This is a genomic window from Azospirillum mesophilum (assembly GCF_053470405.2).
This window is the reverse complement of sequence record NZ_JBPXMQ020000011.1, coordinates 42237-62786: the sequence shown is the minus strand read 5'-3', so window position 1 is coordinate 62786 and position 20550 is coordinate 42237. Positions and strand designations below refer to the sequence as shown.

Genomic DNA, 20550 nt, shown 5'->3' with positions numbered 1-20550 from the left:
CGGCCAGTGGCGATCTGGGGTATGCCTGCGCAGTCGGCCGGGACATGCCGACCCCAGGGGCTGGCGTGGAAGACGGGCAGGGCGCGGAACCCGTTCGATTGGCCCGCTCTTGAGACCAAAGTCCAATTGCGCGAAAGAGGTAGCTTCGTACAAAAAAGTAGAGGCGAAGAGATTGCTTGCGGCGTTTACCGCACGTTAACCATAGCGCCCGTATATCTTCGCCTGCAACTTGGTTGCGTTTCCTCCCGAACCAAACTTTGAGCGGCTCGCTGCATTTGTGGCTGAGCCGCTTTTCTTTTTTGCGTTGTTGTCCATGCGCAAAAAAAATCATCGCGGTGAAGATTTTTGGTTAATACGTTAACCAAAAATTCAGGGGCCGCGCGTAAAACCGTCTTCAGCAACTTGGTTGCGTTTCCTCCCGAATCGACTTTGGCGGCTCTCCTTTCCGGCGGGCCGCCTTTTTTCTGTGCAGCGTTGCCCTCCGCGCACAGTTCCACGCGACATCACGCGACAGAGTTTTTCCGCTTGCGGAGCTTGCGGGAAACATCCTTACTGTTGGTGGGTCTACTCCAAACGGTTTTGCGCCCTTGGAAATCGTCGTTTCGGCAATCGCCTTTCTGTTCGTGATGGCGGCAACGGGGGCCGCGGCTGCGCGGCTGCGGCGGGTGTCCGGGATCGTCTACGGCGGTACGGCGGGCGCCTGCGCGCTGGTGGCGCTCTGGGCCGCGCTCCGGCTGGCCGGAGGCGGGGCGGCGGACGGGTTGGTGCTGCCGGTCGGGCTGCCCTGGATCCAGGCGCATTTGCGCGCCGACGCGCTGTCGGCCTTCTTCCTCCTCGTGATCAACGCGGGCGGCGTCACCGCCAGCCTGTTCGGCTGGGGGTACGAGCGCGCCCATCACGATTCCCACGCCGGGCCGGTTCTGCCGCTCTACCCGCTGTTCCTGGCCGCCATGAACATGGTGCTGATCGCCGACGACGCCTTCAGCTTCCTGGTGTCGTGGGAGTTCATGTCGCTGGCCTCCTGGCTGCTGGTGCTGTCCACCCACCGGGAGCCGGAAACGCCGCGCGCCGCGCGCCTCTACCTGATCATGGCGAGTTTCGGCACGGCCTGCATGCTGCTCGCCTTCGGGCTGCTGGCGACGTCCCATGGCGACTACAGCTTCGACGCCATCCGCGCCCATGCTCCATCGGCCGCCGCGGCGGCGCTCTGCGTGGTGCTGATTCTGCTGGGGGCCGGGTCGAAGGCGGGCGTGGTGCCGCTGCACGTCTGGCTGCCGCTGGCCCACCCGGCAGCGCCCAGCCATGTCTCCGCCCTGATGTCCGGCGTGATGACCAAGGTGGCGGTCTACGCGATGATCCGCGTGCTGTTCGACCTGCTGGGCGAGCCGGCCGTCTGGTGGGGCGGGGTCCTGATGGCCTTCGGCGCGCTGACCGCCGTGATGGGCGTGCTTTACGCCCTGATGCAGGACGATGTGAAGCGGTTGCTGGCCTATTCGACGGTGGAGAACATCGGGGCCATCGTCATCGCGCTGGGCCTCGCGCTGGTGTTCAAGGCCAGCCACACGCCGGTGATCGCAGCACTCGCCCTGGCGGCGGCGCTGCTGCACGTCGTCAATCATTCCCTGTTCAAGAGCCTGCTGTTCTTCGCGGCCGGCGCGCTTCTGACGGCGACCGGGACGCGCGACCTGAACCAGTTGGGCGGCCTGATCCACCGGATGCCGACGACCGCCGTCCTGGCGCTGATCGGGGCCGCGTCCATCTCGGCCCTGCCGCCGCTGAACGGCTTCGTCGGCGAATGGCTGCTGTTCCAGGCCATCCTGAACGGGCCGGCGTTGCCGGAATGGGCGCTGAAGATCGAAATCGCCGTGGTCGGAGCCGCGGTGGCGCTCGCCACGGCGCTTGCCGGCGCCTGCTTCGTGCGGCTGTACGGCACGGCCTTCCTCGGCCGTCCGCGCTCCCGCGTGGCGGCGGAGGCGGTGGAGGTCGGGACCGCGATGCGGCTGGGCATGGCGATCCCGGCGGCGCTGTGCGTGGCGCTCGGCGTGCTGCCCACGCCACTGATCCGCCTGTTCGAGCCGGCGTTGCGCCTGATGGTGGAGGCCGGCCCCTTCGACGACCGCGCCTATCAGCCCTGGTTCTGGCTGGCCCCGACCTCGGCCATCGGCAACTCTTACAACGGCCTCATCATGCTGGTGGTGATCGCGCTGCTGTCGATCCTGCTGGTGATGGTGATCCACCGTCGCGCCAGCGACCGGGTGCGCTTGTCCATCCCCTGGGGCTGCGGCTTCGACGGGCCGGATCCGGCGGCGGTGACTCAGTACACGGCCTCCAGCTTCGGCCAGCCGATCCGCCGCGCCTTCGGCAGCACCGTGTTCCGCGCCCGCGACCATGTGGAGATGCCGGAACCGGGCGACACCCGCCCCGCGCGCCTGTCGGTCACCTGGACCGACCCGGCCTGGACCGTGTTCTTCACCCCCATCATCCGGGGCGTGAACTGGCTGGCCGACCGGGCGAACGCCCTGCAATTCATGACCATCCGCCGGTATCTGACGCTGATGTTCCTGGCGCTGGTGGTCCTGCTGGTGATGGTGGCGGTGACGCAACGATGACCATGCTGCTCGCCACGCTCTATCAGATCCTGCAGATGCTGTTGGTGCTTGTCCTGGCGCCCCTGCTGACCGGGTGGGTTCGGCTGGTCAAGGCTAGGCTGGTCGGCCGGCACGGGCCGTCGCCGGTCCAGCCCTACCGTGACCTTCTGCGCCTGCTGCGCAAGGAGGTGGTGCTGGCCCGCAACGCCTCCTGGCTGTTCCGCGCTGTGCCCTACCTGACGTTCACGGCCATCTGGCTGGCGGCCGGTCTGGTGCCCAGCTTCACCACGCAACTCGCGCTCGCGCCGACCGCCGACCTGATCGCGCTGATCGCGCTGCTGGGCTCCGCGCGCTTTTTCCTGGCGCTCGCCGGTATGGACGTGGGCACCAGCTTCGGCGGCATCGGCTCCTCGCGCGAGATGATGATCGCGGCGCTCGCCGAACCGGCCATGCTGATGGTCGTCTTTTCCGTCTCGATCCTGGTGCGCACGACCTCGCTGGCGGAGATCGCGGACTTTATGATGTCCGGCGCCGTGGGCCTGCGCATCTCGCTGGCGCTCGCGTTGATCGCGCTGGTGATGGTCGCCATCGCCGAGAACGCCCGCATCCCCATCGACAACCCGGCCACGCACCTGGAACTGACCATGGTGCATGAGGCTATGGTGCTGGAATATTCCGGCCGCCACCTGGCCTTGGTCGAAGCGTCGAGCATGCTGAAGCTGCTGCTCTACATGGCGCTGATCGCCTGCATCTTCTTCCCCTGGGGCATGGGGACGGCGGCATCCGGGGTGCTCGCCGCGCTGTGGGGCATGGCGGCCTTCACGGCCAAGCTGGCGGTCGGCGGCGCCCTGCTGGCGCTGTTCGAGACCTCCATCGCCAAGATGCGCGTCTTCCGCGTGGGCGAGTTCCTGGGCGGCGCCCTGCTGCTGAGCCTGCTCGGCGCGATCTTCCTTTACGTGTCGCGGGGGGTGTGATGACCCTTGTCGCCGGTCTATGCAGGAACCTTCCATTCCCGTCATCCCCGCGAAGGCGGGGATCCAGGGCCAATCGGACACTCGTCGGGACGGCCTGGATCCCTGCCTTCGCGGGGATGACGGATGAAGCACCGTCGCGGGGGGTGTGATGTGATCGACCTCGGGTACGACGCCGCGCACATGCTGGGGGCTCTGGTGCTGCTGATGAGCTTCGCGCTGCTGTACCAGCGGCGCCTGTTCTCGCTGCTGCACGTCTTCACCATGCAGGCCCTGGCGCTCGCCGCGACGGCGGCGTGGCAGGCCTTTTCCCACGGCGAGCCGCATCTCTACATCACGGCGCTGCTGACGCTGGTGCTGAAGGCCATCGTGATCCCGGTGGTGCTGCACCGGATCATCGTGAAGATGAACATCCACCGCACCATCGAACCGGCGCTTGGCATTGGCCTGACCATGGTGGCCGGCGTGTCGCTGGTGACGCTGTCGATCCTGCTGGTGCTGCCGGTGACGGAAGACGCGACGGCGCTGACGCGCGAGAACCTCGCCCTGTCGCTGTCGGTGGTGCTGCTGGGCCTGCTGATGATGATCTCCCGCCGCAACGCGGTCAGCCAGGTGGTGGGGTTCATGTCCATCGAGAACGGGCTGATCCTGGCCGCCGTGGGCGTGGCCGGCATGCCGCTGGTGGTGGAGATGTCGGTGGCCTTCTCCGTCATGGTCGCCTTCATCATCTTCGGCATCTTCCTCTTCCACATCCGCGAGCGGTTCGACACGCTCGACATGCAGAAGATCGAGAGCTTCCGGGGGGAAAGCGATTGAGCGCCATCGCCGTCATCGTCGCGACCCCGCTGGTCTCCGCCATCGTCCTGGCGATGGTGGCGAACTACCGGCTGGCCGCCCGGCTGAACATCGGGTGTTCCGCCATCACCTTCCTGGCGTCGCTGGTGCCGTTCGTGCGGGAGCCGTCCAGCGGCGCGCTGTTCGTGGTGGACGCCTTCAACATCTATTTGATCGCGCTGACCGCCTTCGTCGGCCTGACCACCAGCGTCTTTTCCGCCGGCTACATCGGTCACGAGGTCGCGATCAAGAGGCTGGATGCGCGCAAGCTGCGCTTCTACCACGCCATGTATCAGGCCTTCATGTTCACCATGCTGCTGGCGCTCAGCGCCAACAACCTGGGCGTGATGTGGGTGGCGGTGGAGGGGGCGACGCTGACCACGGTGCTGATGGTCAGCCTGTACCGAACGGCGGCCAGCATCGAGGCGGCCTGGAAATACTTCATCTTGTGCGGCGTGGGGATCGCGCTCGCCCTGTTCGGCACCATCCTGATGTATCTGGCCGCCCAACCGGTGATGGGGCCGGGCATGGCCGCGATGACCTGGACGGAGCTGATGGTCCACGTCGTGAAGGTCAACCCGGCGATTCTGAACCTCGCCTTCGTCTTCCTGCTGATCGGCTACGGCACCAAGGTCGGGCTGGCCCCGCTGCACGCCTGGCTGCCCGACGCCCACGCGGAGGGGCCGACGCCCATCTCCGCCGTGCTGTCGGGCCTGCTGCTGAACGTGGCGCTCTACGCCGTGCTGCGCTTCAAGATGCTGCTGGCGGCCAACGGCGCCGCCATCGCGCCGGGGCCGCTGATGATCGCCATGGGGCTGGCGTCGCTTCTTCTGGCGGGGTTCATGCTGTACCGGCGGCGCGACATCAAGCGCTTCTTCGCCTACAGCTCGATCGAGCACATGGGCATCATCACCTTCGCCTTCGGCATGGGCGGGCCGCTCGCCAACTTCGCGGGGCTGCTGCACATGGCCATGCACAGCCTGACCAAGTCGGCCATCTTCTATGCCGTCGGCCATGTCGCGCAGGTGAAGGGCACGCAACGGATCGAGAAGATCGGCGGGCTGACCGTCAGCCACCCCGTGCTGGGCTGGGGCCTGCTGGTCGGCGTGGTCGCCATCGCCGGCCTGCCGCCCTTCGGCATCTTCATGAGCGAGTTCCTGCTGGTAACCAGCACCTTCGCGCGGGAGCCGCTGCTGGCGCTTCCGCTGACGCTCGGCATCCTGGTCGCTTTCGGTGCGCTGGTGATGCGGGTGCAGCAGCTGTGCTTCGGCGCGCCGGGCGGCGAGAACGCGCCGGTCCAGGGTTCGCTGGTGCCGCTGTTTGCGCATCTGGCTGTCGTTCTGGTCGCGGGCGTCTGGCTGCCGGGGCCGCTGGTCGCCTGGTTCCAGACCGTCGCAAAGCTGTTGGGGTAGGGGAGGCATCATGTACGGAGAGCAGCCCCTGTATGGCCTGTTGAACCGCATCGGCTCCCCGGTCGCTGGGCACCGCCCCTGGCCGCGCTTCCGCCTGACCCGCGAGGGCTGGGGCCAGCTGATGGAGGAACTCGCTGGCAACGCCTGGAGCCTGCTGGGCCTGTGGGGAGAGCCGCGCGCGGTCCACGCCGCCTTCCGCGAGGATCTGTCGGGCGACATCGCCGTGGTCAGCCTCGACTGCCCCCAGGGGCGTTTCCCCAGCCTGACCCCCGTGCGCCCGTCCGCCAACCGGCTGGAGCGCGCCGCGCACGACCTGTTCGGCCTGACGGCGGAACGCACGACCGACCCCCGCCCCTGGCTGGACCACGACGCCTGGGGCGTGCGCCGGCCGCTGTCCGGTCAGCCGGCGGCCCCCGCACCCAACCCAGGCCCCTACACCTTCCTGCCGGTGGAGGGGGAGGGGCTGCACCAGATCCCAGTCGGCCCGGTTCACGCCGGCATCATCGAGCCCGGCCACTTCCGCTTCACCGCCAACGGCGAGACGGTGGTGCGGCTGGAGGAACGGCTCGGCTACGTCCACAAGGGCATCGAGGGGCTGATGCGCGGCAAGACCGTCGCCGAGGTCGCCCGGCTCGCCGCCCGCATCTCCGGCGACAGCACGGTGGCGCACAGCCTCGCCTTCGCCATGGCGGTCGAAGCGGCGCTCGGCCTCGTGGTGCCGCCGCGCGCGGTCTGGATGCGCGCGCTGATGGCGGAGCTGGAGCGCGTCGCCAACCACCTGGGCGACATCGGCGCGGTGTGCAACGACGCCGCCTTCGCCTTCATGCTGGCGGAGATGAGCCGGCTTCGCGAAAGCGTGCTGCGCGCCGCCGACGCCTGCTTCGGGCACCGGCTGATGATGGACCGCGTGGTGCCGGGCGGCGTGGCGGTGGATTTGCCGGAGCGCGGGGCGGCGCTGCTGCTGGACCTTACGGCCGAGCTGCGCCGGCGCTTCGGGCCGCTGGTCACCATCTACGACGGCAAGGCGTCGCTGCAGGACCGCACCGTTTCCACGGGCGTCGTGTCGACCGGGCTGGTCGGCCGTTTCGGGACGGGCGGCTATGTCGGCCGTGCCTCCGGCCGAGGGCTGGACGCGCGCCGCAATCCCGGCTACGCCCCCTACGGCGACCTGGAATTCGACGTGCCGGTCCTCACCGACGGCGACGTCAACGCCCGCGTCTGGATCCGCATCCGGGAGGTGGAGCAGTCGCTCGGCCTGATCGAGCAGATCGTGAAGCGCCTTCCCGGCGTGCCGCGCGGCCTGGACGGCCGCACGCCGCTGCCGTTGGTGCCCGTGGAAGCGGGGCAGGGCGAAGCCGGGGAGGGCATGGCGCTGGTCGAGTCCTTCCGCGGCGAGATCCTGACCTGGGTCCGGGTGAACGGCGACGGCACCATCGACCGCTGCCACCCGCGCGACCCGTCCTGGTTCCAGTGGCCTCTGCTGGAAGCGGCCATCGAGGGCAACATCGTGGCCGACTTCCCCCTGTGCAACAAGTCGTTCAACTGTTCCTACTCGGGCCACGACCTGTAGGGAGCCGCCCCCCCCTGGGAGTTTGTCGGTGTTCAAGCACATACTCAAATCGCTGACCGGCGGCCCCGTCACCGAACCGGCGCCTGCGCCTGCGCCCGCCGACTTGGCGCTGGCCGAACTCGCCGACAAGGTGGAAAAGGCCGCCAAGGCGCGGCTCGGCCGCAGCCTGTCGATCCGCGAGGTGGACGCCGGCTCCTGCAACGGCTGCGAGCTGGAAATCCATGCTCTGAACAACCCAATCTACGATCTTGAGCGCTTCGGTATCCGCTTCGTCGCTTCGCCGCGCCACGCCGACGTGCTGCTGGTCACCGGCCCGGTCACCAAGAACATGCGCGAGGCCTTGTTCCGCAGCTGGGACGCGACCCCGGACCCGAAATGGGTGGTGGCCTGCGGAGACTGCGCCATCAGTGGAGGCGTCTTCAAGGACAGCTACGCCTGCGTCGGACCGGTCGATGCGGTCGTGCCCGTGGACCTGCACATTCCCGGCTGCCCGCCGCGCCCGGCGGAACTGCTGGCCGGTCTGCTGGCGCTGTTGGAGACGAGCGCCGCCCGCTGATTAGCCGGGACGGCGAACGGGCTACCGCCGACGTCCCGCGGCGGAGTCCGCTTGCCGCCGGAACAGCGCAGGCTCCACCGCCGTATAGTTCCACGGTGCAAAGGCGACCGCCTGAACGCTTTCGGAGCTTCGGAGCATGGGCAAGAACGCGCTGAAGCACGCGCTGCTGATGATGGCGCTCCTGGTGCCATCGGCCTGCGCGGTGAAGACGGTGGATTGCTGGCAGCTCGACGACCCGGCGCTTGCCGAGGCGCAAAAGCACGGCCAGTGCGGAGACGCCTTTGCGCGCAATCGGCAGGAAATCGTCCCGGTCGGCAGCGTGGTCCCACCGCAACGGCGCAAGGCGCGCCCGCCCAGCGTCCTGTATGCCGACGATCCGGCGCCGGCCATCGTCACGGTGGACACGAAGCGGAAGCGCAAACCGGGAACCAGCCCTGCCCTGACGCAATCCGCACAGGATTTTCCATAATATGGATTATACGAACTTTCACCCCGTTTCCAGGCCCGGTCAGTTGATCGGTACGGCAATGGACGGGTCATAGCGGCCGGGGCTCGGCCCCTCCACCACGATTCCGACATGCTCCAGCCGGTTGCCTTTGCTGTCGTAGTCGTGCCAGCGGAACGGCATGACGTCGCGGCGGATGGCCCCGATGCCGAAGATCGCCGGATCCTCAAAGTAGAAGGCCATGTCGTCGTAACCGAGCGCGACGAGCCAGTGGCCGTTGTCTTTGCGCCGCGCCCAGTCGGTGATGGACCGCGAGTTGCCGCCCTCGACCCAGGCCTGCACCGCGACGATGACGGGCAGGCCCTTGTCGATCTGCTCGCGCAGCTGCTGTTCGGTCATCTTGTTCATGACCGTGGCCTTCAGCCCGTATTCGTTGGTCACGCGCAGGATCTGGCGGTAGTCGTTGGGCGTCCCGCCGCGCTCGGTCAGACGCTGGCGCAGCACGTCCTGCCGGGCGTCGAGCCCGTAATAGGCGAACACCGCCTGCAACACCGCGGCCCCGGCGCCGTCGTCGCCAGTCTGGCGCACGTCGGGCATGCGCAGGAACTTCTGTGCCGCGGCGTCCGCGGGTCCCGCGGTACCAATAAGGGCGAACGCCACGGTTATCGCCGGGAGGACGCTGCGCAAATGCGTGCGGATCGAGCCCATAACCCTACATCTGGTACGGTACGGCGCGAGCAATGCCATAGGCCTTGGGCTTTCGCAAGAGCGGCCTATTTATGGACTCTTGACCGGGGAACTCTCGACCGCAGACCTGCCGGTCGTGGCCGCCTTCCCTCCGCCGGTCCGCTCGGCTAAGGTCCCCTGCCCGCCTTTCCTTTTTCCCGCCACAGAAGACCGACCATGGCCCGCAACATCGACCGACTTCTCGACGTCATGGCCCGCCTGCGCGATCCCAACGGCGGCTGCCCCTGGGACATCGAACAGACCTACGCGAGCATCGCTCCCCACACGATCGAGGAGGCCTACGAGGTCGCCGACGCCATCGAAAAGGGCGACAAGGCGGCCCTGCGGGAGGAGTTGGGCGACCTGCTCTTCCAGGTCGTCTACTACAGCCAGATGGCTCGCGAGGAAGGGCTGTTCGACTTTGAGGAAGTCGCGGGCGTCATCGCCGACAAGATGATCCGCCGCCACCCGCACGTCTTTGGTGCCGACGAGGTGAACACCGCCGACCAGCAGACCTCCCGCTGGGAGGAGCACAAGGCCGCCGAGCGCGCCGCCAAGGCCGCGGAAGAGGGGCGCGCGCCCTCCGCCCTGGAGGGCGTCATCGCCGGCCTGCCCGCCCTGACCCGCGCGCTGAAGCTCCAGAACCGCGCCGCCCGCGTCGGCTTCGATTGGACCGACGCCCGTGACATCCTCGACAAGATTGAGGAGGAGGTCCAGGAACTCCGCGCCGAGATGGACGGCGGCGGCGCGCAGGAGCGTGTGGCAGACGAGTTGGGAGACCTGCTGTTCGCCCTGGTCAACCTCGCCCGCCGCTTGAAGGTGGAGCCGGAATCGGCGCTGCGCGGCACCAATGCCAAGTTCGAGCGCCGCTTCCACCGCATTGAAGCGCTGCTGGCCGAGCAGGGCCGCAAGCCCGAGGACGCGACCCTCGACGAGATGGAGGCCTTCTGGCAGCAGGCCAAGCGCGAGGAGCGAAGCTAGGCCGATAGCCGCACCGGATGAAATGCGGCAAGCGCTCGAAGTGCCTCGAAGTGCAGGGCGACTGACGACGCCGCACGTCCAACGACGGCACTCACTGATTTTAGGTTGCAGTCCGGTGGTCCTGGAAGGAGATAGGCAGGCCAGGATCGAGAAAAATTAACCTTACAATCTTTACAAGCGCTCGACCTTTACAAGCTTTACCGATGGCTGGATTGTTGCGTCGGAAGAGACAGTCCGGTGGTCCGGAAGTCTCGCTGAGCGGATGTCGTCGCGTCTGCACCGGCGATAGGAAAAACAGCACAGGCCGATCGGGATGTGACTGGGCAGGATTTTACGCAACTTAGAGGAAAATCTTCTCTCAATGAGAAAGGAATATATTCCAGGAGCGAGGTGGGGATATATTCACTTGGGTGGCGTCAGCTCCGCCGTCGTGATATAAAAAAAGGCGCCACGGAACGTGGCGCCTCGGAAGTGTTTCGGGCCTGCCGTCAAACCGACCCGAAACTCCTCTGGCAGGTTCGGCTGTTTAGGTGACGAGCCAAGATCAGCCGATACGGGCCGTTTCGGAGAGGAATTCGGCCACGCGACGCGTGAACGGGTTCCTCTTCGAACGACCTTTCGGTTGGCAGGAACGCTTTCCACGTTGAAATCCGACCAACCATGCGGACGCGGCCACCATGGCCACGGCTGCGATGGCGATCATCATCATCCAGGCAAGCGCCCTCTCTCCGCTGGGCAAAGGTGCGAACGGAATTTGCATCGGTTTCTCCCGTGCTGTTGCCTCCTACGGAACGGTAGGGGCTGTCGGATAGTGCCCGCAATTGCCGTAAGGCGTCAAGACTGCCTCGCTTGGAATCTTGAGCAATCGTTCAGACTCTCGTAAGCGCGCGAACAGAATAAATTAGGGGTACAGATCTCTCTTTCTGACCATGATCACTGATAAGATATGTTGGTTAAAGTGCCTTTTGCGTGTTTAATGACTTAAGAAGCCATGATGTTAGACATAGAAATGCTTGTCAGTGGATAGGGCTGCCAAGTAGTGACTTCGTTATTCGGTCGGCTCTCAGATGGATTGGTGTGCCCAAGGCCAAGCTTCAGCCGAGCGGTTCGCGTTTAGAATCAGTTTGGCGGGCTGGCCTTGCACTCGGCAAAAAGTGCCCACTTGACCAGCCACATTAGCGGCGGTCTGAATATCCCAATACGTTCTAGGGCGATGCAGCCTGGCCGAGCAGGCTGTCGGTTCGTAACTTGGCTGGATCAAAAGCCTTCTAAATGGGGAACGGGCTTCTTCAGTGCGATATTCGCCTCCCCAGTTTGAGGCTAATCGCAAAGGTGGATCCGCCCTGCCCTTCTTGCGTGTCGCCCGTCCATGCAGGTGGTGTGAGCGAGGGCTCCCCCTCCCCTACCCCATCAAATGCCGGTGCAGCGCCTGCCAGCTCTCGCGGTCGGACGCCAGCATCACGCCGCCGCCGAGCGCGGTCGGCCGGTACGGCGTGCCGTCGAACAGGGCGCTGTAGCCGCCGGCTTCCGCGTGCAGAAGCACGCCGGCCGCGTGGTCCCAGGGCATCAGGCGGTGGTAGAGCGAGTAATGCGCCCTGCCCTCCAGCAGGCGCAGATACTCCTGCGCGGCGCTCGACAGGCAGACGCGCGGGCCGAGCGTCTTGCCGCGTTCGTCCAGTTGGCGGCCGAGCGACTCGTCGCAGAAGCGCGTGGACAGGGCGCCGGTCATCTCGGGCAGCGGGACCGCTTTCGCGACCTGCGCCCGCCGGCCGTTCAGGAAGGCGCCCTGCCCCTTCACGGCCGTGGCCATGCGCCCGTCGCAGGGATCGTGGATCCAGCCGGCCAGCGTCTCGCCACGGCAGGCCAGGGCGACGATCACCGCGAACAGCGGCCGGCCATTGGCGAAGTTGATGGTGCCGTCCACCGGGTCGATGATCCACACCGGCGCGTCGCCGTGCAGGCGATCCAGGAGCGTCTTGTCGGCCGAGACGGCCTCCTCGCCCACCACCACGCTGCCGGGCAGCAGGTCCATCAGGCGCGGCGTCAGGGCGCGCTCGCCGGCCTCGTCGGCCAGGGTCACGAGGTCGGTGGGGCCGGTCTTCTGCCGAATCCCGGCGTTCGCGAGGTCGCGGAAATAGGGGAGGATTTCGCTCTCCACCACCTCGCGGATGATGGCGGAGACGCGATCGACATCGGGGATTGGAAAGTTCGTCACTTCTTCGGTGCCGTCTTGTTGGATTTCGGGTCGAGCTGCATGGTGGTGGTGCCGTCCTTGGGCGGCTCCGTCATCAACACCTTACCCTCCAATCCCGTTTCCTGCAGCGCCTTCACCAGCGAGTCGTAGGTGGCGCGGTCCGCCGCCGGGTTCGGCGGAGTCGGCGGGCCGGTCAGCGGGCCACCCTCGGCCGGCTTGCGCGGAAGCTTCGGGTCGAGCGGAAGCGGCGGCGTCTGCTTGGCCTGCTTCTTCTCTTCCTTGGGCGGCGGCGGGGGTGGGCGCCACAGGCGGAAGCAGTCGGTGAAGGATGTGTCCTTCTTGCATTCGGCCAGCAGGCTGCGCGCGTCCGGTGCGGTGAAGACGGGGGTGGTGGGGGCCGGCGGGAATTCCTCCGGCATCGGCGGCAGCTTGTCCTCCGGCGGGACCTCCGGTTCCTCGACATAGCCGGGGGGGAGCGCGTTGGGCTCGGCCACGGCGGCGGCGACGGTCGAAGCGTCGAGGGCCAGCAGCCCCAGGGGCAATAAGGCGATCAGAAGGCGCACGGGGGCCGGCAGTCGTGGCGGAAACGAACGGACGCGGCATTATGGCGCCCCGCCTCATCGACCGCCATGGACAAATCCGCCCAGGCCGGAGTTGTCCCGGCCTTTTTCCGAATGGTTACGAGTACGGACGCTCGGTGCCCCCCGACGGCGCGTGCAACGCCCAGGCCGCAACCTCGCTGCGCAGGGCCGCGATCTTGTTGCTTTCGGCCGGGTTGGTTTCCTTCCGCCAGGCGTCGCTGATGATTTCCAGCAAGCGGGCGCGGCCGGCCGGATCGCGCGAGAGTTCCTCGATGCGCAGCACCGCGGCCCCCGGTGACAGCTTCTCCTGCCGGGCGACCAGGGTCACCTGATCGGCCAGGAAGGCGGTAATCGAAAAGCGCGACGGATCGGTTTGCAAACGCATTGGCAGTCCTCCTCCCGGGAACGCCATCGCCCCCATCCGTAAGTCGGGAGCGATCCGGGAAAAGGCTACTCTACTTGCGCTCTATTACAGGTCTGCAATCAGGCGCGGCCTATCGTCACCCATTCGGATGATCCCAGACCGCGCCTTGCCATGCCCCAACGGTTGGTCGCCGTCAACCCTGGACGAACCGCTTTTCGAACCGGGCCAGATCCGCCGGATCGATGGCGACGTGCAGGTGGGCCTGCGCCTCGTCGTCGCGGCGGTCCAGCACCTCGCCCTTGGCGTAGAGCCAGGCGAGCGCCGCCCCGTCGCCGAGGTCGATCGACAAATCAACCACTTGCCGGTGCGCGTTCATGCGCTGGTCGAGCAGCTGGTCGAGTGCGTCGATGCCCTCCCCCGACAGGGCCGATACTGCCACGGCGCGCGGGTTGCGCCGGGTCTGGGCCAGGACGGCGTCGCGGGACTCCGCGTCCAGCGCGTCGATCTTGTTCAGCACCTCGACGACGCGGTCGTCCTCATCCGGGTCGATGCCCATGTCCCGCATCACCTCGTGCACGTCGGCCTTCTGGGCGTCGGTGTCGATGTGCGCGATGTCGCGGACGTGCAGGATGATGTCGGCGGCGTCCACCTCCTCCAGCGTGGCGCGGAAGGCGGCGACGAGGCCGTGCGGCAGGTCGGAGATGAATCCCACCGTGTCCGACAGGATCACCTTGCGGCCCGACGGCAGGGTCACCTGCCGCATGGTCGGATCCAGCGTCGCGAACAGCAGGTCCTTGGCGAACACGTCGGCGTTGGCCAGCCGGTTGAACAGCGTGGACTTGCCGGCGTTGGTGTAGCCGACCAGTGCCACGACCGGGTACGGCACCTTGGCGCGCGCCTTGCGGTGCAGGCCACGGGTGCGCCGGACCTCGTCCAACTCCTTCTTGATCTTGACGATGCGGTCGCCGATCAACCGGCGGTCGATCTCAAGCTGCGATTCGCCGGGACCGCCGAGGAAGCCGAAGCCGCCGCGCTGGCGTTCCAGGTGGGTCCAGGACCGGACCAGACGCGACTTCTGGTAGGTCAGCGCCGCCAGTTCGACCTGCAGCATGCCTTCCCGCGTGCGGGCGCGGGCGCCGAAGATCTCCAGGATCAGGCCGGTGCGGTCGATGACCTTCGCCTTCAGCGCCCTTTCCAGGTTGCGCTGCTGCACGGGGGACAGGGCGTGGTCGACGATGACGAGGGAGGCCTCCGTCTCCTCCACGACCGACGCGAAATGCTCCACCGTCCCCGACCCGAGCAGGATCGAGGGTTGCGGGCGGTTGACCCGCGCGCATTCGGCGTGCACGACGTCCAGGTCGATGGCAAGGGCAAGGCCCACCGCCTCGTCCAGGCAGGAATCGGGATTGCGCAAGGCCCCGTCCGTCTCGGTGCGGAGGACGGGGTGGACCACGATGGCCCGGCCGGAGGCGTTGGGCGCCCGGCCGTTGCCATTGGTCGGAAGATCAGACGCTTTCACCTTCCTTCGGCGGCTCGAAAAGTTGAATCGGATGCGCGGGCATCACGGTGGAAATGGCGTGCTTGTAGACCAGCTGCGAATGCGCATCGCGCCGCAGCAGGACCGAGAAGTTGTCGAACCAGGTGATGATCCCCTGAAGTTTAACGCCGTTCACGAGAAAGACGGTCACGGGAGTCTTGTTCTTGCGGACGTGATTGAGGAACACGTCCTGCACGTTTTGGCTTTTTTCAGACATTTATGTCGCCCCCTTCTTCAGTGTTTTTGGGGCTCCTTGTTAGAGAGCCCGCTCCCCGCAACGTTAAGGACTGGTGTGCGTTGCAACCGTCTCGACTACTGGTCAACCGATATGGTGTCACCACCGCGTCCCACCAAGCCGCACAGCGCATGACAAGTGTCATAGCGGTGGGTCGGCGGGAAGCGGCCGAATCCGCTGCCCTCACCGGTCCCTATTAGCACCGGAACGATGCCCGCGCCATGGGCGCATTCCATATCGATGTCCGCGTCGCCGATAAACCAGACGTCCGACCCCGGCTCGATGCCCGCCGGTTCCAGCGCCATGCGCACCGGCGCGCCGTGCGGCTTGTCGAATTCCGCGTCGTGGGCGCCGACCAGTCGGCCGAAGAAGCCGGTCCAGCCCAGCGCCTCGGCCTCCGCCCGCAGGAAGCGGCCGGTCTTGTTCGACACCACCGCCTGGTAGATCCCGCGCTCCGCGAAACCGCGCAGCAGCGATTCGGCGCCGGGCAGCGGGCGCAGATGCTCCAGGTGGTGCGCCTCGAAATAAGCGTAGAAGAGGTCGCGCGCGTCGGTCCAGCGCTCGCCGAAGATGCGGGGGAAGCTGTCGCGCATCGACTGCTTGATGCGCTCGCGCGCCTCCGCCTCGCTCCAGGCGGGAAGCCCGAAGGAGACGAGCGCGTGGTTCAGCGCGGCGCGGACCGTGCCCCAGTTGTCCACCAGCGTGTTGTCCCAGTCGTACAGGACCGCGCGCGGCAGGGTCGGCCGGGACGGCGTGGGCTGTATGGGCGCGATGTCGGCCAGATCGGTCACGCGGCTCTCCCCGCAACATGGTCGAGATAGGCTTGGCGCAGCGCCAGGGTGACGGGGCCGGGATTGCCGGTGCCGATCGGACGGCCGTCGATGCGCGTGACCGGCAGGGCGAAGCTGCCGGCCGAAGAGATGAACGCCTCGCGGGCGGCCAAGGCCTCCTCCACTGTGAAGGGGCGTTCCTCCACGGCGAGGCCGCGCGCGGCAGCCAGCCGCAGCAGCGACATCCGCGTCACGCCGTTCAGGATCCGCGCCGACGGCGGACGGGTCACCAGCACGCCCTCGCCCGTCACGATCCAGGCGTTGGAGGAACTGCCCTCCGTCACTGTGCCGTCCGGATCGACCAGCCACGCTTCGTAGGCGCCCGACTCGGCCGCCTGCTGCTTGGCGAGCACCGGGGCGAGCAGCCCCACCGTCTTGATGTCGCGGCGGCCCCAGCGGATGTCCGGTACGGTGATGATCGAAACGCCCTGTTCCAGCGCCTCCGGCTTGGCGAAGGTGGTCACGCGCCGGGTGGTCATCACCAGGGTGGGACGGGTGTTCGCCGGAAACTTGAAGTCGCGCGAGGCAACGCCGCGCGTGATCTGCATGTAGACGGAGCCGTTCACCAGCCCGTTCCGGCGCACCAGCTCCCGCGCGATCCGCTCCACCACGCGCGGGGCGGCCGGCCAGGCGATGCGCAGCTCGTCCAGGCTGCGCCCAAGCCGCTCCATGTGGCCGTCCAGATCGGCGAAGCGCCCGTCGAGGATGGTGACCACCTCGTAGACGCTGTCGGCGAACTGAAAGCCGCGGTCTTCCACATGCACCGTTGCCTGCCCGTGCGGCAGGTAGCGGCCGTTGACGTATGCCCATCGAGCCATGATTGGATATTTAGTTCGTAGTCAAAACGATACGGCAGGCAATCAATAAAAGGCAAGCCAGACGAAGGGAGGCCTTGGGGTTGGCCTCCCCCGGGCTCCATCGCATCACTCGATGAACATCTTGCCCTTTTCGTTGCCGTGCACGCCCAGCGACTTCAGCTTGCGGTGCAGGGCGGAGCGCTCCATGCCCACGAAGGACGCGGTGCGGGAGATGTTTCCGCCGAAGCGGGTGACCTGGGCCAGCAGGTATTCGCGCTCGAACACCTCGCGCGCCTCGCGCAGGGGTAGGCCCATGATCTCGCCGCCCTTGTCCCACTTCAGCACGGTCGGCGTGATGGCGCCGATCTCCGGGGGGAGCTGGTCGGCGCGGATCGGCTCCTTCGGGTCGCCCTGGGCCATGATCAGCAGCCAGTCCACCACGTTGCGGAGCTGGCGCACGTTGCCCGGCCAGTCGTAGGCCTGGAGCGCCGCCATCGCGTCCTCGCCGAACTCGCGCGGCGGCAGGCCGGCGGCTTCCGCCGAACGCTGCATGAAGTGGCGGGCCAGCAGCGGAATGTCCTCCCGCCGCTCGGCCAGCGAGGGCACGCGGATCGGCACGACGGCCAAGCGGTAGAACAGGTCCTGGCGGAAGCGGCCCTGTTCGATCTCCGCCTGAAGGTCGCGGTTGGAGGTGGCGATCACGCGCACGTCCACCTCGACCCGATGGCCGCCGCCGACGCGCTCGAACACCTGCTCCTGCAACGCGCGGACGATTTTGCCCTGCGTCTCCAGCGGCATGTCGGCCACCTCGTCCAGCAGCAGCGTGCCGGAATGGGCCTGCTCGAAGGTGCCGATCTTGCGCCCGGCGCCGTCCACGCCGGCTTCGGTGCCGAACAGCTCCATCTCCAGCCGGTCGGGGCGCATGGTGGCGCAGTTCAGCCCGACGAAGGGGCCGCCGTTGCGGCGGGAGCGCGCGTGGATCAGGCGCGCCACCACCTCCTTGCCGGATCCGGCGGGGCCGGTGATCAGCACGCGGCTGCCGGTCGGGGCCACCTTCTCGATGCTCTGCCGCACCTGATTGACGGCGGCGGAGCGGCCGATCAGTTCCACCTCGCCGCCGGCGCGCAGCTTCAGCTCCTCGTTCTCGCGCTTCAGCCGGGCGGCCTCGATGGCGCGGTCGACCATCAGCAGCAGCCGGTCGGCCTTGAAGGGCTTCTCGATGAAGTCGTAGGCGCCGATCTTGATCGCCGACACGGCGGTTTCGATGTTGCCGTGGCCGGAGATCATGATCACCGGAAGGTTCCGGTGATCGCGCATCAGCTGTTCCAGGATTTGCAGGCCGTCCAGCCGGCTGCCCTGAAGCCAGATGTCGAGGATCACGAGGCTCGGGCGCCGGGCGGCGACCTGGGCGAACGCCTGATCGGCGTCGGCAGCCTCACGGGTCTTCATGCCCTCGTCGTTCAGGATGCCGGCAATCAGCATCCGGATGTCCGATTCATCGTCGACGATCAGAATGTCATGCGCCATGGGCTGCGTGCCTCTTCTCTTCGCCGGTCTCCGCCGGCGTGTCGCTTCCGCCGGGAGCGGCGCCCTCGGCCGGGATCGGGTTCGGGATGATCAGGCCGACGCGCGCCCCGCCGCCGTCGCGGTCTTCCAGGGTCAGCACGCCGCCGTGGTCTTCCATGATCTTCTTGACGATGGCGAGTCCCAGGCCCGTGCCCTTCGCCCGCGTCGTCACATAGGGCTCGGTCAGCCGGTCCCGCTCCTCGGTCGGCAGGCCCTTGCCGTTGTCCTCGACCACCACCGCGACCTGCTCCTCGCCGGGAACCACGCGGATGGACACGGCGCCCGGCGGCGGCTCCGACCCGTCGGCGGGCGCCGGGCGCCCCTCGATGGCGTCGGCGGCGTTCTGCAGCAGGTTGGTCAGCGCCTGGCTGATCTGGCGGCTGTCGCAATGGACGGACAGAGGGCCGGAGGGCAGCTCCATGTCGAACTTGATCTTGCCCGCGTGCGCGCTCGATTGCAGGAACACCGCCTGCCGGACGAGGTCGTTGATGTTGCAGGGCTTCATCACCGGCTGCGGCATGCGCGCGAAGGCGGAGAACTCATCCACCATGCGCCGGATGTCGTCCACCTGCCGCACGATGGTGTCCGTGCACATGGTGAAGACGTCGGTGTCGGTGGTGATCTCCTTCAGGTACTTGCGGCGCAGCCGTTCGGCCGAGAGCTGGATGGGGGTCAGCGGGTTCTTGATCTCGTGCGCGATGCGCCGCGCCACGTCGGCCCAGGCGGCCTTGCGCTGGGCGGAGACCAGTTCGGTGATGTCGTCGAAGGTCACGACATAGCCGCGCACCTCCCCGCCCCCGCGCCCTTCCGTGGAGATTCGCACCAGAAGGGTCAGCGGCGTGGTGCCGGGGCGGCGGATCTGGATCTGGTCCTGCACGACGCGGCCGGGCCGCGTCGGGGCGCGGGTCAGCAGCTCGCCCATCTCCGGCGACAGTTCGGCCAGCTTGAGCCCGATCAGAGTCTCCGGATCGTCCACTCCCAGCAGGCGCGCGGCGGAGAAGTTCGGCAGGTTGATGCGGCCGTCGGCGTCCAGCCCGATCACGCCCGCCGACACGCCGCCCAGCACCGTCTCGGTGAAGCGCCTGCGCTCGTCCAGCAGGCGGTTGGTGGACAGCAGTTCGTGCCGCTGGCTTTCGATCTCGGTGGTCATGCGGTTGAAGGCGCGCGACAGCAGCCCGAGCTCATCCTCGCCCGGCGGTTCGGTGACGCGTACGGTCAGGTCGCCGGCGCGTACGCGCTCCGCGGCGCCGATCAGCGCGCTGATGGGCCGCGCCAGCCGGGTCGCGAAGATCAGGCCCGCCCACACCGCGGCCAGAAGCAGCAGCAGCGCCACCACCAGGAAGATCAGCGTGAAGGTGATCTGCAGGCTGCCGCGCTGGCTTTCCAGCGCCGCGTACTCCTTCACCGCCCCTTCGGCCGATGCCATGTGGGAGAGCACGCGCGGCTCCACCATGCGGCCGACATACAGATACGTGTCGCCGAAGCGGTCGAGCCGCACCAGCGCGCGCACGCGGTCGTCGTTCTCGCTGACGATCAGCGCCACCTCACCCCGGCGGGCCGTTTGCAGCTTGTCGTCGGGGATCGGATCGAACTCCAGCGCGAAGCTGTAGCCGGACCGCGCAACGATGGCCCCGGTCGTGCCGTTGAAGACGATGGCTTCCGACAGGGCGCGCAGCATCGCCTGGGTGGCGACCACCTGCTCGAACCGCTCCGGGTCGCTGGGCAGGCGCACCGCCTCCTGGTTCAGGTCGTTCGCCATGGCGAGCGCGTCGGCGCGGATGTTCTGCTGGTGCTCGTGCAGATAGGCGCTGGCGACGGCCAGGGACTCGTTCACCGCCGTGCGCACCCGGTCGCTGAACCAGGACTGGACGCCGACGTAGAAGAAGACAGTGGCGAAGGCGGCCATGATGATGGCCGGGGCCACGGCCAGCAGGCTGAACACCGCCACCAGCCGCACATGCAGCTGGGACCCGGCGAGGCCGCGCCGCCGCCCGATCCAGATCGTGACGATGCGCCGCGCGATCAGCACGCCGAGCAGCAGCAGCAGCGCGAGGTCGAGCGTCAGCAGGAGCGTGACCGTGCGCGGGTTCGTTTCCCCGAACGGCGCGCTTTCGGTCAGGGCCGTGTAGGTCGCGAAACCGGCGACCATGGCCGCCAGCGACAGCGCGACGGCCAGCCGCTTGGCAAGCCCGACGCGGGCCGCCCAACGGAGGAAGCGCTGCCACCGGGCCGTGGCGTTTTCGGAAGGTGTTGGCGACATGAATCCGGCAGTCGAAATGTTGCCGGAAAGATACACCATCTGTTGCCGCGCTGCCAAGCCGCTAGGCCCTGGCCTTTCGGATAGGCGGCCGGAAAGCCGCGCA

Annotated in this window: 19 protein-coding genes; 8 read left to right on the top strand and 11 right to left on the bottom strand. The window is 67.4% G+C overall.

What is annotated here, in order from left to right:
* Positions 1 to 587: 587 nt before the first annotated feature.
* The 7 genes from hyfB to ACSVC7_RS12915 all read left to right on the top strand — a co-directional run bounded on the left by hyfB (position 588) and on the right by ACSVC7_RS12915 (position 8400).
* Entirely contained in the window at positions 588 to 2609 is a 2022-nt protein-coding gene (gene hyfB / locus ACSVC7_RS12945; protein ID WP_448204782.1) for a hydrogenase 4 subunit B, read from the top strand.
* On the top strand, positions 2606 to 3562 hold the full coding sequence (locus ACSVC7_RS12940) for a respiratory chain complex I subunit 1 family protein (protein WP_448204783.1): 957 nt from the start codon (positions 2606 to 2608) through the stop codon (positions 3560 to 3562). Before hyfB ends, ACSVC7_RS12940 begins: the two co-directional genes overlap by 4 nt.
* A 123-nt stretch (positions 3563 to 3685) precedes the next feature.
* The gene (locus ACSVC7_RS12935; protein WP_448204784.1) at positions 3686 to 4375 is read left to right on the top strand and encodes a hydrogenase-4 component E; all 690 of its coding nucleotides are present in this window, start codon (positions 3686 to 3688) and stop codon (positions 4373 to 4375) included.
* The gene (locus tag ACSVC7_RS12930; RefSeq protein ID WP_448204785.1) at positions 4372 to 5805 is read left to right on the top strand and encodes a hydrogenase 4 subunit F; all 1434 of its coding nucleotides are present in this window, start codon (positions 4372 to 4374) and stop codon (positions 5803 to 5805) included. The genes ACSVC7_RS12935 and ACSVC7_RS12930 overlap by 4 nt, the downstream gene beginning before the upstream one ends.
* Positions 5806 to 5815: 10 nt before the next feature.
* On the top strand, positions 5816 to 7375 hold the full coding sequence (locus ACSVC7_RS12925; protein WP_448204786.1) for a hydrogenase large subunit: 1560 nt from the start codon (positions 5816 to 5818) through the stop codon (positions 7373 to 7375).
* A 28-nt stretch (positions 7376 to 7403) separates the two neighbouring features.
* Positions 7404 to 7931, top strand: coding sequence for an NADH-quinone oxidoreductase subunit B family protein (locus ACSVC7_RS12920; RefSeq protein ID WP_448204787.1), 528 nt, complete (start codon positions 7404 to 7406; stop codon positions 7929 to 7931).
* Between the two features lie 136 nt (positions 7932 to 8067).
* Positions 8068 to 8400 (top strand): hypothetical protein, encoded by a 333-nt coding sequence (locus ACSVC7_RS12915; RefSeq protein ID WP_448204788.1) that lies wholly within the window; start codon positions 8068 to 8070, stop codon positions 8398 to 8400.
* A gap of 39 nt (positions 8401 to 8439) precedes the next feature.
* Here ACSVC7_RS12915 and ACSVC7_RS12910 read toward each other — a convergent pair whose 3' ends face one another.
* A complete protein-coding gene (locus tag ACSVC7_RS12910) occupies positions 8440 to 8973 on the bottom strand; it encodes a C39 family peptidase (protein ID WP_448204789.1) in 534 nt (177 codons plus the stop codon).
* Between the two features lie 306 nt (positions 8974 to 9279).
* Here ACSVC7_RS12910 and mazG point away from each other — a divergent pair, with 306 nt between their 5' ends.
* Entirely contained in the window at positions 9280 to 10083 is an 804-nt protein-coding gene (gene mazG / locus ACSVC7_RS12905) for a nucleoside triphosphate pyrophosphohydrolase (RefSeq protein ID WP_448204790.1), read from the top strand.
* A gap of 544 nt (positions 10084 to 10627) precedes the next feature.
* Here mazG and ACSVC7_RS12900 read toward each other — a convergent pair.
* The 10 genes from ACSVC7_RS12900 to ACSVC7_RS12855 all read right to left on the bottom strand — a co-directional run bounded on the left by ACSVC7_RS12900 (position 10628) and on the right by ACSVC7_RS12855 (position 20447).
* Entirely contained in the window at positions 10628 to 10843 is a 216-nt protein-coding gene (locus ACSVC7_RS12900) for a hypothetical protein (RefSeq protein ID WP_448204791.1), read from the bottom strand.
* 642 nt (positions 10844 to 11485) lie between these two features.
* A complete protein-coding gene (locus ACSVC7_RS12895) occupies positions 11486 to 12298 on the bottom strand; it encodes an inositol monophosphatase family protein (protein ID WP_448204792.1) in 813 nt (270 codons plus the stop codon).
* Complete coding sequence (locus tag ACSVC7_RS12890; protein ID WP_448204793.1) at positions 12295 to 12840, bottom strand: hypothetical protein; 546 nt, start codon at positions 12838 to 12840, stop codon at positions 12295 to 12297. The genes ACSVC7_RS12895 and ACSVC7_RS12890 overlap by 4 nt, the downstream gene beginning before the upstream one ends.
* 115 nt (positions 12841 to 12955) lie before the next feature.
* Positions 12956 to 13243 carry a hypothetical protein gene (locus ACSVC7_RS12885; protein WP_448204794.1) on the bottom strand — a complete coding sequence of 96 codons (288 nt, stop codon included), beginning with the start codon at positions 13241 to 13243 and terminating at the stop codon, positions 12956 to 12958.
* Between the two features lie 172 nt (positions 13244 to 13415).
* Positions 13416 to 14675, bottom strand: coding sequence for a GTPase HflX (hflX, locus tag ACSVC7_RS12880; protein ID WP_448204839.1), 1260 nt, complete (start codon positions 14673 to 14675; stop codon positions 13416 to 13418).
* 52 nt (positions 14676 to 14727) lie between these two features.
* On the bottom strand, positions 14728 to 14976 hold the full coding sequence (gene hfq / locus ACSVC7_RS12875; RefSeq protein ID WP_012974114.1) for an RNA chaperone Hfq: 249 nt from the start codon (positions 14974 to 14976) through the stop codon (positions 14728 to 14730).
* A gap of 95 nt (positions 14977 to 15071) precedes the next feature.
* The gene (locus tag ACSVC7_RS12870) at positions 15072 to 15785 is read right to left on the bottom strand and encodes an HAD family hydrolase (protein ID WP_448204795.1); all 714 of its coding nucleotides are present in this window, start codon (positions 15783 to 15785) and stop codon (positions 15072 to 15074) included.
* Positions 15782 to 16642, bottom strand: coding sequence for a D-amino-acid transaminase (locus tag ACSVC7_RS12865; protein ID WP_448204796.1), 861 nt, complete (start codon positions 16640 to 16642; stop codon positions 15782 to 15784). The genes ACSVC7_RS12870 and ACSVC7_RS12865 overlap by 4 nt, the downstream gene beginning before the upstream one ends.
* Positions 16643 to 16747: 105 nt before the next feature.
* Entirely contained in the window at positions 16748 to 18148 is a 1401-nt protein-coding gene (gene ntrX / locus ACSVC7_RS12860) for a nitrogen assimilation response regulator NtrX (protein WP_448204797.1), read from the bottom strand.
* Entirely contained in the window at positions 18138 to 20447 is a 2310-nt protein-coding gene (locus tag ACSVC7_RS12855) for a sensor histidine kinase NtrY-like (protein ID WP_448204798.1), read from the bottom strand. Before ACSVC7_RS12855 ends, ntrX begins: the two co-directional genes overlap by 11 nt.
* Positions 20448 to 20550: the final 103 nt, after the last annotated feature.